At 57.4% G+C, this 13,746-nt stretch carries 11 protein-coding genes and 1 pseudogene; 11 read left to right on the plus strand and 1 reads right to left on the minus strand.

What is annotated here, in order from left to right; all coding sequences use genetic code 11:
• Nucleotides 1–116 precede the first annotated feature (116 nt).
• Together ENH71_RS05380 and ENH71_RS05385 are read left to right on the plus strand one after the other, a co-directional pair.
• Nucleotides 117–434 carry a BolA family protein gene (locus tag ENH71_RS05380; protein ID WP_294130162.1) on the plus strand — a complete coding sequence of 106 codons (318 nt, stop codon included), beginning with the start codon at nt 117–119 and terminating at the stop codon, nt 432–434.
• A gap of 267 nt (nt 435–701) precedes the next feature.
• Nucleotides 702–1,541: a glucosaminidase domain-containing protein gene (locus ENH71_RS05385; protein ID WP_294130160.1), complete on the plus strand. Its 840-nt coding sequence runs from the start codon at nt 702–704 to the stop codon at nt 1,539–1,541.
• Between the two features lie 138 nt (nt 1,542–1,679).
• Here the strand turns inward: ENH71_RS05385 and ENH71_RS05390 are convergent, their stop codons facing one another.
• On the minus strand, nt 1,680–2,804 hold the full coding sequence (locus ENH71_RS05390) for a polysaccharide deacetylase family protein (protein WP_294130158.1): 1,125 nt from the start codon (nt 2,802–2,804) through the stop codon (nt 1,680–1,682).
• Between the two features lie 442 nt (nt 2,805–3,246).
• Here ENH71_RS05390 and rpsB point away from each other — a divergent pair.
• From rpsB to bamA, 9 genes and pseudogenes are all read left to right on the plus strand, one after another.
• Nucleotides 3,247–3,996: pseudogene (gene rpsB, locus ENH71_RS05395) on the plus strand (30S ribosomal protein S2); the annotation flags it as partial.
• Between the two features lie 265 nt (nt 3,997–4,261).
• Nucleotides 4,262–5,134, plus strand: coding sequence for a translation elongation factor Ts (gene tsf, locus ENH71_RS05400; RefSeq protein WP_294130154.1), 873 nt, complete (start codon nt 4,262–4,264; stop codon nt 5,132–5,134).
• 99 nt (nt 5,135–5,233) lie between these two features.
• Complete coding sequence (gene pyrH / locus ENH71_RS05405) at nt 5,234–5,992, plus strand: UMP kinase (RefSeq protein WP_294130152.1); 759 nt, start codon at nt 5,234–5,236, stop codon at nt 5,990–5,992.
• 11 nt (nt 5,993–6,003) lie between these two features.
• Nucleotides 6,004–6,561 carry a ribosome recycling factor gene (gene frr / locus ENH71_RS05410; protein ID WP_294130150.1) on the plus strand — a complete coding sequence of 186 codons (558 nt, stop codon included), beginning with the start codon at nt 6,004–6,006 and terminating at the stop codon, nt 6,559–6,561.
• A 51-nt stretch (nt 6,562–6,612) separates the two neighbouring features.
• Nucleotides 6,613–7,377 (plus strand): polyprenyl diphosphate synthase, encoded by a 765-nt coding sequence (gene uppS, locus ENH71_RS05415; RefSeq protein WP_294130148.1) that lies wholly within the window; start codon nt 6,613–6,615, stop codon nt 7,375–7,377.
• Nucleotides 7,370–8,275: a phosphatidate cytidylyltransferase gene (locus ENH71_RS05420; RefSeq protein ID WP_294130147.1), complete on the plus strand. Its 906-nt coding sequence runs from the start codon at nt 7,370–7,372 to the stop codon at nt 8,273–8,275. Before uppS ends, ENH71_RS05420 begins: the two co-directional genes overlap by 8 nt.
• Complete coding sequence (gene ispC, locus ENH71_RS05425) at nt 8,272–9,480, plus strand: 1-deoxy-D-xylulose-5-phosphate reductoisomerase (RefSeq protein WP_294130146.1); 1,209 nt, start codon at nt 8,272–8,274, stop codon at nt 9,478–9,480. Before ENH71_RS05420 ends, ispC begins: the two co-directional genes overlap by 4 nt.
• Nucleotides 9,481–9,482: 2 nt before the next feature.
• Nucleotides 9,483–10,868 (plus strand): RIP metalloprotease RseP, encoded by a 1,386-nt coding sequence (rseP, locus tag ENH71_RS05430; protein ID WP_294130145.1) that lies wholly within the window; start codon nt 9,483–9,485, stop codon nt 10,866–10,868.
• A gap of 73 nt (nt 10,869–10,941) precedes the next feature.
• The gene (gene bamA / locus ENH71_RS05435; protein ID WP_294130144.1) at nt 10,942–13,677 is read left to right on the plus strand and encodes an outer membrane protein assembly factor BamA; all 2,736 of its coding nucleotides are present in this window, start codon (nt 10,942–10,944) and stop codon (nt 13,675–13,677) included.
• Nucleotides 13,678–13,746: the final 69 nt, after the last annotated feature.

The raw sequence follows: 13,746 nt of genomic DNA on the forward strand, positions 1-13,746 counted from the left end.
CGGCCGCAGCGGTGTGTTATCATGCCGGTTTTAATGGGGACGGAGGGAATAAAAAGTATTCCCTCCGTCCCCATTAAAACAAGTTACCCAAATCAGGTTGCAGGAGCCGCACCTAAATGGCCACGATGCATGAACGAATTGATACCAAGCTGCTGGGGCAGATCCGGCCGGCGCATTACGAAATCATCAACGAGAGCCACATGCACAGTGGCCCTGCCACCGAATCACATTTTAAACTGATTGTGGTGGCGGATTGTTTTGACGGCCTCAATGCGGTCAAGCGACATCAGAAGCTTTACGGGCTGCTGGCCGAGGAATTGCGTGACGGCGTGCATGCACTGGCTCTGCATCCTTATACGCCGGCGGAATGGGCGCTGAACCAGCAGAGCGCGCCGGCATCGCCGAATTGTCTCGGTGGCAGTCAGTCGGGTTAGATTTTGGTGCCACCACGACATGTGGCGCCCTGTGCTTGCCCTGGCTACTATATACGGGATGATGGCGGGCAGAATGGGGTCCAAATGGCGTGAAATTCTTGCCTAAGCATTCATTTTCAGTTAAGGTGCGGCCCATTAATATTCTGCAATCTCATTGGCAATTGAGATTTCTGTGAACTAAATTCACTAGTGATACGTCTGGATTAGAGTAAAACAATAATCATCAACCTTAGCTTTATTTGACGTCAACACCAGAGGCCAGGAACGATGCTTGATTTACTCCGACATCCGAGATTACCGGTGCTATTGCGCACAGGCACCATCGCTGCCGTCGCAGTGTTCACATTGACTGCCTACGCGCAGTACCGTCAAACCTCCGTCATTACCCACGAACTGGTGCTGCAGCCGCAGCCCCGACCGGTGCAGACCGATACAGTGGTGTTGCTGCCCGATTTTGAGGCTGTGGCTGATACCGACACCCGCAAAGAAGCGTTTTTTGCCTTTCTGCATTCGTATATCGAAGAGGAGAACGAGCGTGTAAGCGAGACCCGTTCGCGCCTGCTGCAGCTGGCCGAAATCGTGCGCGCCGGTGAGCCGCTGAGCAAGGTTGAGCGCGCGGAACTGAACGAGATCGTGGCCGAGTATCGTCTGGATGACGTTGAGCTGTCAGATCGCACCCTGGTGCGCGAGTTGCTGCGCCGTGTCGATATCGTGCCGATGTCGCTGGTGATGGCGCAGGCGGCGACCGAGTCGGGCTGGGGCACATCGCGCTTTGCCCGCGAGGGGAACAACATATTTGGTCAGTGGTGCTTTAACGAAGGCTGTGGCCTGGTTCCGGAACGCCGCCGCAGTGACGCCAGCCATGAGGTGCGCAGCTTTGGCTCGGTACAGGGGTCGGTGCGCGCCTACCTGCGCAACCTGAATACTCATGAAAGCTATGCCGAGATGCGCGAAATGCGCGCCGACATGCGGGCAGAGGCACGCCCGCTGGACTCCATGATTCTGGCCCGCGGCCTGACCCGTTATTCCGAGCGCGGTATGGCCTACGTTAGCGAGCTGCAGGACATCATCCGCGTTAATCGCCTGCACGCCTTCGACCGCTCCTGAAGCGTTAATGGGGACGGAGGGAATACTTATTATTCCCTCCGTCCCCATTCTTGCACCATTCTTGCAGATAGCTGGTTAAAAAGTATCTCCTCCGTCCCCTTTAAAGGTCAAAAGTATCTCCTCCGTCCCCTTTAAAGGTCAGTCGGCATTGGTGGGGGTGGGGCGGGCCCAGAATTTGTTGAACCAGTAGTAGCGGTTAGTGCCACGTTTGGGCGCCGTGCAGATGTAGCCGAAGCGGCGCGCATCGAAGGTGCGACCGGCGGCGGGCTGAATGGTGAAGTGCACGGCCTCGCGGTCGATCCAGTCAAGCTGCAGGGGTTCGCCGCCGGCGTAGCAGCCAAGCTGGGACACATTGAAATCACCGGCCAGTTGCAGGGTGACGGCGGGGCGGCGACTGTCGGTAATGGGTGAGCGGGGCTCCTGTACCTTGATTTCGAAGGCCAGGCTCTGCAATTTGGTTGACGCGGTATCGATGTCGGCATAAAAACCGGCCAACGGGAAACGCGGCAGCGCCGTGAAGTCAGAGTGATAACCCACCGCGCCGGAATTCTGCGCCAGTCCGACAAAACCCAGTTCCTCGATCATCTCCGTGAGCGCATTATCAAATTCGCCGTAGGGGTAGGCCATGATCTTGTGATCCTGGCCGGTTTCCTCGCGGATACGCTCCTGTGCATGCAGTAATTCGTCTCGCATGCGCTGCAGGCGGTCGGCCTCGCTTTCCTCTGGCAGGGCATCAATCATGTGTGGGTGCGTGACCATGTGGTTGGCGATGATGACGCCGGCATCGGCCATCTCACGGATCTGATCCCAGCTCAGGTAACCACTCTGGTTGTCATCGACGGGCTGAGTGCTGACGAACAGCGTCATCGGGTAACCGAATTCCTGCAGCATGGGCAGGCCGGTGGTGTAGATGGACTCATAAGCGTCATCGAAGGTGAGCACCGCCACGCGCTCGGGCATGTCCTCCTGGTTCTGCAGCGCGTCCAGTACCCGGTCGAGATGCCACACTTCGAAGTCGTTGTCGCGCAGGTATTCCAGTTGTGTGCGCAACTCATCCGGGGTCAGGCTGGTGGAGCGCGGTGTGGACTCGGAAACATGGTGGTAGATTGCGATGACCGCATGCTGCGCCTGCACCTCGGCGCTGCCGCCGGAGCAGGCCACTGCCGTTGCTGTCAATATCAGGCCCAGGAAAGTAAACCGCGTCGTCAGTGCCCGGGCGGTTCCCTTGACGTTCCGGCCCAGCCGGTCAATTTGATTGCGCATAACAACTCCTCTATGGCATGGCGGCAAACACTATCCAGGGCCCTGATGGTAACCGAGATCAGTGTCCGGATTCCATGCGTGCAAGCGGCCCGGTGCCCTGGCTGCTGAAGTCGTCTGTTGGGTCACCCTGTTGCAGGCTTCGCCGCATCTGCCATAAACCCTGTAAATATCTCATTTGCGCGCAGTTTTGCTTTATGTAAACTGGTGGTTGTGGTATAAATGCGCCCGCTGCAAAACCGGGTGTCCGCCATCGGCAACGTCCGGCCCGCAGCGAAACTTTAAACTTAACGTCACACATGCACCGACACATGTTCTTGGGTGCCCATATTCAATGCTCTGACGGAGTCGCCTCACGAGGCAGCTTGCCAACGCCAGCACAAGCACTGAACAAGGGTTAGATCATGGGGTGTATGGAGGCCTAACCCGAAATAAGGTAATTATCATGACTGCAGTATCAATGAAAGACATGCTCAAGGCTGGCGTCCACTTTGGCCACCAGACCCGTTACTGGAACCCCAAGATGAAGCCTTTCATCTTTGGTGCGCGTAACAAAATCCACATCGTTAACCTGGAGCACACAGTTCCTGCGTTCAACGAAGCACTGGCCGCGATTCAGAGCCTGGCCGGTGGCAACAAAAAAATTCTGTTTGTCGGCACCAAACGCGCCGCGGGCAAGATCATCAAAGAGCAGGCCGAACGCGCTGGCATGCCTTATGTCGATCACCGCTGGTTGGGCGGCATGCTGACCAACTATAAGACTATCCGTGGTTCCATCAAGCGTCTGCGTGACCTGGAAGCCCAGGAAACAGACGGTACGCTTGAGCGTCTGACCAAGAAAGAGGCGCTGATGCGTCGTCGTGCCAAAGACAAGCTGGATCGCAGCATCGGCGGTATCAAGGATATGGCTGGCCTGCCGGACGCACTGTTTGTGATCGACGTGGACCACGAGCGCATTGCCGTCACTGAAGCCAACAGCCTGCGTATTCCCGTCATTGGCGTGGTAGATACCAACAGCAACCCGGACGGTATCGATTACCCGATCCCCGGCAACGATGACGCTCAGCGCGCCATTCTGCTGTACGCCACTGCCGTGGCTGACGCCTGTCTGGCAGGTCGCACCAAGGGCAACCTGGTAAGCGACAGCGACTTTGTTGAAGTCGACGAAGCAGCAGAAAAAGCGCCCGCGGCGGAAAAAGCGCCTGCGCCAGAGAAAGCAGCACCTGCGGCCGAAAAAGCACCTGCAGCCGAAGCAGCAGCGCCTGAAGCAGAAGCTGCACCGGCAGCAGACGCAGCGCCTGTGGCAGGCGCGGAGAAGCCGGCCTGATGCGGCTGATGGTGCCGGCCCCCGGCACCACAATGACTCGACATACTCCGGTTTAGAAAAAAGGGGCCTTGCCCCTTTTTTTTAACAAATTTTCAGCATTATCAATTTAAGAATTCAAGTGAGGCTATCGCAAATGGCAAATATTACAGCAGGCATGGTTAAGGAATTACGTGAGCGCACCGGACTGGGCATGATGGATTGCAAGAAAGCCCTGGTGGAAGCCGACGGTGACATGGACAAGGCAATTGAAGACATGCGCAAAGCCAGCGGCCTGAAAGCGGCCAAAAAAGCCGGTCGTACCGCGGCGGAAGGCATTGTTAAAACCCGTGTTGCCGACGACAACAGCTACGGCGTAATTGTTGAAGTGAACAGCGAAACTGACTTCGTTGCACGTGACGACAGCTTCCTGGCCTATGCCAACGACTGTCTGACCCAGGCATTTGACAAGAAAGAAGCGGACGTTGCCGCCCTGGCCGCGGCTGGCCTGGAGGACACCCGATCTGCACTGGTGCAGAAAATCGGTGAGAACATCAACCTGCGTCGAGTCGCCATTCTGGAAGCAGACGTGGTGGACACCTATGTGCACAGCAATGACCGTATTGCCGTACTGGTCGCGTTGAAGGGCGGTGATGCCGCACTGGCGCGTGATGTGGCCATGCACGTTGCTGCTGCCAACCCGATGGTGGTGCGTGCCAGCGATGTACCGGCTGATGTCCTGGACAAAGAGCGTGAAATCTACGCTGCCCAGGCTGCTGAAAGTGGCAAGCCTGCCGAGATCGTGGAAAAAATGATCGAAGGCCGTATCCGTAAATACGTGGCGGAAATCACGTTGCTGGAACAGCAATTCGTGAAAGACCCCGACCTGACTGTGAGCGCATTGCTGAAAAAGGCTGGCGCAGACGTGGTGAGCTTTGTACGCTACGAAGTGGGCGAAGGTATCGAGAAAGAAGTGGTCGATTTCGCCGAAGAAGTTGCGGCACAGGCAGCGGCCTCTAAAAAACAGTAAGCGAAGCAATGGGGGACTGGGCTTCAGCTCCGTCCCCTCCCAACCACTGAGGGGACGAAGCTGAAGCTCAGTCCCCGACCAGCAACGAGCTGACCTGACATGGCAAAAACTGAGAAAAAGTATAAACGCATACTGTTAAAGCTCAGTGGCGAAGCCCTGACCGGCGAAGCCGATTTTGGCATCGACCCCAAGGTGCTTGACCGCATGGCGGTAGAAATAGGCCAGCTGGTGGGTCTGGGTGTTGAAATTGGTGTGGTCATCGGCGGTGGTAACCTGTTCCGCGGTGCGGCCCTGCATGCCGCTGGCATGGAGCGGGTCACCGGCGATCACATGGGCATGCTGGCCACCGTGATGAATGCGCTGGCCATGCGTGATGCGCTGGAACGCGCCGGAATCTCTACGCGCGTGATGTCGGCCATTCCGATGAGCGGCGTGGTGGAGCATTATGACCGCCGTGCTGCCATTCGTCATCTGCGCTCCGGCGATGTGGTTATCTTTGCTGCCGGCACCGGCAACCCGTTCTTCACCACGGATTCTGCTGCCTGTTTGCGCGGCATCGAGATCGACGCCGGCCTCATCCTGAAAGCCACCAAGGTGGATGGCGTGTATTCTGCCGATCCCATGCGTGTGCCCGATGCTGTCAAATACGATTATCTGACTTATGATGAAGTGTTGGACAAAAAACTGGGGGTAATGGACCTGACAGCCATCTGTCTGGTGCGTGACCACGATATTCCGGTGTGCGTATTTAACATGCAGAAACCGGGATCATTATTGAATAACGTGATGGGCCAGACCGATGGTACCTTGATTGGTGTGGTTCGCCCGAACGAGTGGAGTGGCGAAAACGCCAACTGAAGGGGATCAGCATGATTGACGAGATAATCAGTGATGCCAGTGAGCGCATGGAAAAATCCCTGCATTCACTGGAGATTGCATTCAACAAAATCCGCACCGGTCGCGCCCATCCGGGTATCCTGGATACGGTGATGGTGTCGTATTATGGCAGCGATACGCCGCTGAACCAGTTGGCCAATATCACTGTCGAAGAAGGGCGTTTGCTGGTTATCGTGCCCTGGGAACGGGCACTGATCACGGAAGTGGAAAAAGCCATTCTGAAATCCGACCTGGGCCTGAACCCGTCCAACAATGGCGAATCCATTCGTCTGCCGATGCCGGCGCTGACGGAAGAAACCCGGCGCGAGTACACCAAGCAGGCGAAGAGTGAAGCTGAGAATGCCCGTGTGGCAATTCGCAACATTCGCCGCGATGCCAACGGTACCATCAAGGATCTGCTTAAGGACAAGGAGATCAGTGAGGATGACCAGCACCGTGCTGAAGATCGTATACAGAAGCTGACCGACAAGTACATTGCGTCGGTCGAATCGACGTTTAGCGCGAAAGAAAAAGACCTGCTGTCTATCTGAGCGGTGGACGGCACGACAGCTCAAGCCATGGATGCGAGAGGAGACGTCTAAATGGAACAGGTCCCGACAAAAGGCCAGCCCCGGCATATCGCGGTTATCATGGATGGTAATAACCGCTGGGCCAAGGCCCGCGGGCTGCGTGGCAGCGCCGGCCATCGCGCCGGTGCCGAGGCGGCGCGTGAAGTCGTTTATGCCTGTGCCGACCTCAATATCGAACATCTGACCCTGTTTGCTTTCAGTAGTGAGAACTGGCTGCGCCCGAACAAGGAAGTGCGCGGCCTGATGGCGCTGTTTCTGAGCGTCCTTCAGCGCCACGAGATCAAACAGATGCACGAGCGCAATGTGCGGCTGCGTTTTATCGGCAACCGGGACAGCTTTTCGCCGCGACTGCAAAAAAACATGAATGATGTGGAAAAACTGACAGCGCACAACACTGGCATGGTAGTGACCGTGGCTGCCGATTACGGTGGCCAGTGGGACATCAGTCAGGCCTGTCAGCGCATCGCCGGGCAAGTGCAGACAGGCACGCTGCAGGCTGCCGACATCACGCCCGACACTGTCCAGCAGCATGTTTGCCTGGCCGATGCGCCGCCGCCGGATCTGTGCATTCGCACCGGAGGCGAGATGCGAATCAGCAATTTCCTGTTGTGGCAATTTGCCTACACCGAACTGTATTTCTGCGACACTTACTGGCCCGACTTCGACGCCGGTTCGCTGCAACTGGCGCTGGCTGACTTCAGTCGTCGCAAGCGCCGCTACGGCGGGCATTCGGACAGTGACGAGATCACCATGGCCGAGGGGACAGAGATTGCTTAAACAGCGTGTACTGACCGCCATAGTCATGTTGCTGGTGTTGTATGCCGGCACTGCCTGGTTATCACCGGTCATGTTCGCCGGCTTCCTGAGTTTGATACTGCTGCCCGCGTTGCTGGAATGGGGGCGTCTCATGGGCCTGGTGCGTGATCGCGAACGGCTGGTCTTTGTGCTTTGTTTTACCGCCATTCTGTCGCTGGTGATCTGGTTTCTGCTGACACCTGATACCGGTAGCGTGCAGCAGACCGGCCTGTTCCTGACCTCCAGCCTGACCCTGAATGTAACCGGTGTGGTTATCATCAGCCTGTTGGCGGTGATGTTCTGGACCGGCGTTTTCTATTTTCTGCGCCGCTACCCCAGACGTCAGGAGTACTGGCAGGCGCGCTGGCGCATCGGCCTGATGGGGCTGGCCTGTCTGCTGCCCACCTGGGTTGGTTTTCTGTACCTGAAAGTTCTGGCGCCATCCGGGCTGCTGGTCCTGATTCTGGTGGCACAGGTCAGCGTTGTTGATATTGGCGCGTATTTCGCCGGACGCGCCTGGGGCAACCGTAAACTGGCACCTGACCTGAGTCCGAAAAAAACCTGGGCCGGATTCTGGGGCGGTGTCAGCAGTTGTGCGGTGTTGACACTGTGTCTGCTGGCCTGGGTGCATACCGAATATCAGGCCCTGTCAGCGCTTACCTGGCTGCTGCTGTTGTTGGCGGCGCTGTTGCTGGCGGTGTTCTCGGTCATTGGCGATCTGTTTGAAAGCATGCTGAAGCGCCATCGCGGCATCAAGGACAGCGGGCGCAGCCTGCCCGGCCACGGTGGCGTGCTGGATCGCATTGACAGCCTGGTCGCTGCCACGCCGATTTATGTGCTGGCGCTGGCGCTGTTGAGCGCAAGGCTCGAGGTGTTATGAGCCAGGCCATCAACCAGACTGCCAGCCAGTCCATCACCGTACTTGGGGCGACCGGTTCCGTGGGCACCAGCACGCTGGATGTCATTGCCCGTCATGACCAGTTCCGGGTCTACGCTTTAAGTGCGCACAGCAATACTGCGCTGCTGCTGAGTCAGTGTCTGCAATTTGAGCCGGTCTACGCCGTGCTGACCGATGAAAACGCTGCCGAGGCGCTGCGCCTGCAATTGCACAAGGCCGGTTCGGCAACCGAGGTGTTGTGGGGCGTGGCGGCACTGGAGAAAATAGCGTCCGATGCCGCAGTTGATGTGGTGATGGCGGCGATTGTTGGCGCTGCCGGCCTGCGGCCGGCACTGGCGGCGGCGCAGAGCGGCAAAAAAGTCCTGCTCGCCAATAAAGAGTCGCTGGTCATGGCCGGTGAGCTGTTCATGCAGGCTGCCGTGCAAAGCGGGGCGGTGATTCTGCCCATCGACAGTGAGCACAATGCCATCTTTCAGTGCCTGCCGGCGCCGGCGCAATCCAAGCGCGGCAATCTGGCCGGGCAGGGCGTGCGCAAGGTATTGCTGACGGCCTCGGGTGGCCCCTTCCTGCATACCCCGGTAGACCAGCTGCACACGGTGACCCCGGCGCAGGCCTGCAAACACCCGAACTGGGACATGGGCCGCAAGATCTCCGTGGATTCGGCCACCATGATGAATAAAGGTCTGGAGTTTATCGAGGCGTGTTATCTCTTTGACCTGGCGCCCGCTGCAGTCGAGGTGGTGATTCACCCGCAAAGCATCGTTCACTCCATGGTGGAATACACCGACGGATCGGTGCTCGCGCAATTGGGCAGTCCGGATATGCGGGTGCCGATTGCCCATGCCCTGGCCTGGCCGCAGCGCATTGAATCCGGTGCAGATTTCCTGAGTCTGGTGAAAAGTCCTGATTTGCAATTTCTGGCTCCTGATCTTGCGCGTTTTCCATGTCTGGCGCTGGGCATGGAAGCCGCCGGGCAGGGCGGTTACGTGCCCACCTGCCTGAACGCCGCCAATGAAATTGCGGTTGCCGCCTTCCTTGCCGGGCAGATCCGGTTTACCGACATTCCGCGCATTATTTCCGACACCCTGGCGCAAATAACTTGTCGCCAGCCGGTCTCTATCGCTATGATTCAAAAGCTGGATGCCGAGGCGCGGGCTGTTGCCTGTGACATCGCAGCGGGGTTGTAACTATGTTTGAAACGCTATTTACCAATATTCTTGCCCTTATCGTTACATTGGGCATTCTTGTCACCATCCATGAATTCGGTCACTTCTGGGTCGCGCGTCGCTGCGGCGTCAAAGTGTTGCGCTTTTCCATCGGCTTTGGCCGTGCGGTCAAGACCTGGCATGGCAAGGACGGCACCGAGTATGTCATCGCCCCCATTCCCCTGGGGGGCTACGTCAAGATGCTGGGCCAGGACGATACCCAGGCCGGCGGTGGCGATATTCCTGACTCGGAGCGCCACATGGCGTTCAACTTCAAGCCGTTGTGGCAGCGCTTTGCCGTTGTTGCGGCCGGCCCCATGGCCAATTTTCTGCTTGCCATTGTGGTGTTCTGGCTGATCAACGTGGCCTACGGCCTGAAGGGTGTGGCGCCCGTTGTATCCAATGTGATGGATGACTCGCCGGCCTATGCTGCCGGCCTGCGCGCCGGCGATGAAATTGTGGCGGTAGACGGTGTTGATACCAATATCTGGCAACAGGTCACCATGCAGCTGCTCAACCGCCTGGGGGAAACCGGTGAGCTGGTGGTCAGCGCGATTCCGGCCAATGCGGTTGATGCGCGTGATTATGTGATTCCGGTGCAGAGCTGGGAGTCGCGCACCGCTGAACCCAATCCGCTGGCCTCACTGGGCATTGTGCAATATGAAATTCCGCCGGTGATTGACGGTGTCGTGGCCGGTGGCCGCGCCGAGCAGGCCGGTTTTGAGCCCGGTGACCGGGTGTTGAGCGCCAATGGCGAACAGGTCAGAAGCTGGACGCAATGGGTGGAAATGGTGCGCGCTCATCCGGAACTGGCGCTGGATGTTGTTGTCCAACGCGGTGCAACACAACAGGCACTGACCGTGACGCCGCAGGGCAGCGATGCCGATGGCGTGGCAATTGGCACCATCGGGGCGTACGTTGAACCTTATGATCTGTATGGCAGTCTGCCGCCGGAGATGCGCCGGGAGATCTCCTACAACCCGCTGACCGCGATAGGGCCGGCGTTGCAGGAAACCTGGGACAAATCGGTGTTTGTGCTGGATTCGATCAAGAAGATGGTGATTGGCCTGATTTCCGTGAAGAATATCAATGGCCCCATCACCATCGCGCAGGTTGCCGGAGAGACCGCCAGCTATGGACTGGAAGTCTATCTCGGCTTCCTGGCAATACTGAGTATCAGCCTGGGTGTGCTTAATCTGCTGCCGATTCCCGTGCTGGATGGCGGGCATTTGTTGTATTACACCATAGAGGCTATCATACGCCGTCCTGTGCCAGAGCGGATCCAGGCCATGGGACTACAAATGGGCCTGTTGATGATTGGCGGTATTATGATGCTGGCGATTTATAATGACGTGGCAAGGCTGCTGTAAAAAAGACGCTGTCAGGACATGTATCCAGACAACCATCCAACTATTCATACAGACCCGGGCATTAAAGAATTTCATGATTAGATACAGTCTCAGCGCTTTCCTGACCATCGGACTATGTACTGCTGCCCAGGCGCAGCCCCTTCTTCCGGCGCTTCAGGGTCAGCCTGAACAACCATCGGCGCAACAGCCGCTGTCACAGCAGCAGAGTTTTGTCATCAGTGATATTCGCATCGACGGCCTGCAGCGAATCTCCCCCGGCGTCATGTTCAGCCTGCTGCCAGTCAGCATAGGCGACATCATGCAGCCGGGCATGACCGGCCCGATTATCCGGGCGGTAACCGAATCGGGTTATTTCGAAGAAGTGGAAGTGGCACGCGAAGATGACGTCCTGCTGCTGACAGTGTTGGAACGGCCCTCGGTCAGCGAGATCAATATCGAAGGCAACCGCGTTCTGCAAACCGAAGACATTCTGGAAAACATGGCGTCGGCCGAGATTGTGGAAGGCGGCATTTTCACCCGTGCCACGCTGGAAGCCATCCGTCAGGGCATTCAGGAAGTGTATTCTTCCCGTGGCCGCTACGGCACCACCGTAGATATCGAAGTGACCGAACAGCCCCGTAACCGGGTGGCCATCGACATGACGGTCAATGAGGGCGAGGAAAGCCGTATCCGCGACGTCAACCTGGTGGGCAACACCACCTACGGTGACGAAGAGCTGACCGATCTGATGGATCTGGGCACCAAACCCTGGTATCTGCCGTTCAGTAGCCGTGACCGCTACTCGCGTGAGCAGCTGTCCGGTGACATTGAACGGGTAACCTCCTACTACCTGGATAATGGTTTTGCCCGTTTTAATATTGATTCCACGCCGGTCACCATTACCCCGGACAACGAAGAGATTTATATCACCATCAATGTCAGCGAAGGCCAGCAGTATGAAATCAGCCGCGTTGACCTGGTAGGTGATCTGGTCAACGCCGAAGCGCTGCTGCGGGCCTACACGCTGGTGGGGCCGGGCCAGACCTATTCGCAGGCGCTGATTACCGCCAGTGAAGAATACATGACCCAGATTCTGGGCAACCTGGGTTACGCTTTTGCCACGGTCGAAGGGGTGCCCACGGTTAACGATGACGAGCAAACCGTGGAAGTGATCTTTTACGTGGAGCCGGGTGCCCGCACCTATGTCAATCGCATCAACTATCGTGGCAACGTTTCCACCGCAGATGAAGTGCTGCGTCGGGAAATGCGCCAACTGGAAAGCGCACCGGCATCCAGCCAGCAGATAGAGCTGTCCAAAATCCGTCTGGAGCGGCTGGGGTATTTTTCCACGGTTGAAGTGGATACGGTGGAAGTGCCCGGCACCACAGACCAGATTGATGTCGAGTTCGATGTGGAGGAGCAGAGCTTCGGTAGCATCTCCTTCAGTGTCGGTTCCGGCGGCGGCGGTGACTGGTTTGTGTCCACCGACCTGCAGGCGGAAAACTTTCTGGGCACCGGCCGCACCGTGGCCGTGGGCCTGAACCGCAGCTATTTCCAGAGCAGTGCGCGTTTTGCCTATGTTGACCCGTACTTCACGCCCGATGGCGTCAGCCGCGGGTTTAACGTGTTCCTGCAGAAACAGGATTCGCCGTTCAACATTGCCAGCTTCTCCACCACATCGTATGGCGCATCATTGAACTTCAGTTACCCGATCAGTGAAATTCAGCAGATCGGTTATAACGTGGGTTATACCCATACCGAGCTGTCCTCGGGTGGTTTGTCGGTGCAGGAGATCGAAGCCACGCCGCGCGTGAGCCTGAACGATCGCTACCTGATCCGGCCCGCCAACAACAATCCGTGGACAGGTCCGGTGGTGGACGCGATTACCGCGCCGATCTCGAGTCTGCCACCGGAATATCGCGGTGTGCCGACCGACCCGGGTTTTATCGACAAGTACGGCACCACGTTTGACAACTTTACCTTTACCACCAACTATGTCTACAGCACATTGAACCGTGGTCAGCTCGCAACCCGCGGTACGCAGCACCAGGCAGCTTTTGAAATCACCGTGCCGGGCAGTGATCTGGAGTATTACCGCGCGACCTATACCGGCCAGTATTACAAGCCGATTTACGGCGATGACTGGGTGTTCCATCTGCGCACCAACCTGGGCTACGGCAATGGTTACGGCAGCACCGATGACATGCCTTTCTTCCAGAACTTCTTCGCCGGTGGTCTGGCCTACAACGGCGTCGTGCGTGGTTATGACGAGAACAGTCTGGGTCCGCGCAGCACTGATCCGCGGACAATCTCGCCGCAGCAGGCGGGATTGCTCAAGGACGCAAACGGCAATATCGTGCTGGGCCCGGGTGGCTCGGCATCATATGATGGTTCCATTGCCTATCCGACGGTGCCGGTATTCGACAACAACGGCCAGCCGGTGCTGGATGCCGATGGCAACCAGCAGGTGCAGCTGGCAGTGGAAAACTACAATCTGAATCGCCGTGATCGCGATTCCTTTGGTGGCAATGTGCTGACCACGCTGACGGCAGAGATTCTGTTTCCGCTGCCTTTTGTGCAGGATCGTGGTGGCGTACGTTCAAGCCTGTTCCTGGATGTTGGCAACGTGTTCTCCACCAATTGCAGTGCATCGCAGGAACGTCTGGGTTGTGGCAACTTTGATGCCAGTGAATTGCGCTATTCGGCCGGTGTTGGTGTCACCTACCTGTCGCCGTTCGGGCCGCTGACCTTCTATCTGGCAGCGCCGCTGAAGAAGGGCGAAAATGACAGAACCAAGACCTTCGATTTCACCATTGGTGCCGGGTTCTGACGTCACAATTTATTTCGGTCTGTACCAGACCACAATGATATACTGCGCGGCTATTGCGGTAGTCGGCTT

Origin of the sequence: Pseudohongiella sp., from assembly GCF_011050365.1 — a bacterium.
Lineage (GTDB): Bacteria > Pseudomonadota > Gammaproteobacteria > Pseudomonadales > Pseudohongiellaceae > Pseudohongiella.

Bases quoted from the DNA above. Each gene is read 5' to 3' on its own strand.
- ispC (WP_294130146.1), top strand. From the start codon at position 8,272: ATGAGCCAGGCCATCAACCAGACTGCCAGCCAGTCCATCACCGTACTT.
- ENH71_RS05390 (WP_294130158.1), bottom strand. From the start codon at position 2,804: ATGCGCAATCAAATTGACCGGCTGGGCCGGAACGTCAAGGGAACCGCC.
- bamA (WP_294130144.1), top strand. From the start codon at position 10,942: ATGATTAGATACAGTCTCAGCGCTTTCCTGACCATCGGACTATGTACT.
- ENH71_RS05385 (WP_294130160.1), top strand. From the start codon at position 702: ATGCTTGATTTACTCCGACATCCGAGATTACCGGTGCTATTGCGCACA.
- frr (WP_294130150.1), top strand. From the start codon at position 6,004: ATGATTGACGAGATAATCAGTGATGCCAGTGAGCGCATGGAAAAATCC.
- tsf (WP_294130154.1), top strand. From the start codon at position 4,262: ATGGCAAATATTACAGCAGGCATGGTTAAGGAATTACGTGAGCGCACC.
- uppS (WP_294130148.1), top strand. From the start codon at position 6,613: ATGGAACAGGTCCCGACAAAAGGCCAGCCCCGGCATATCGCGGTTATC.
- pyrH (WP_294130152.1), top strand. From the start codon at position 5,234: ATGGCAAAAACTGAGAAAAAGTATAAACGCATACTGTTAAAGCTCAGT.
- ENH71_RS05380 (WP_294130162.1), top strand. From the start codon at position 117: ATGGCCACGATGCATGAACGAATTGATACCAAGCTGCTGGGGCAGATC.
- rseP (WP_294130145.1), top strand. From the start codon at position 9,483: ATGTTTGAAACGCTATTTACCAATATTCTTGCCCTTATCGTTACATTG.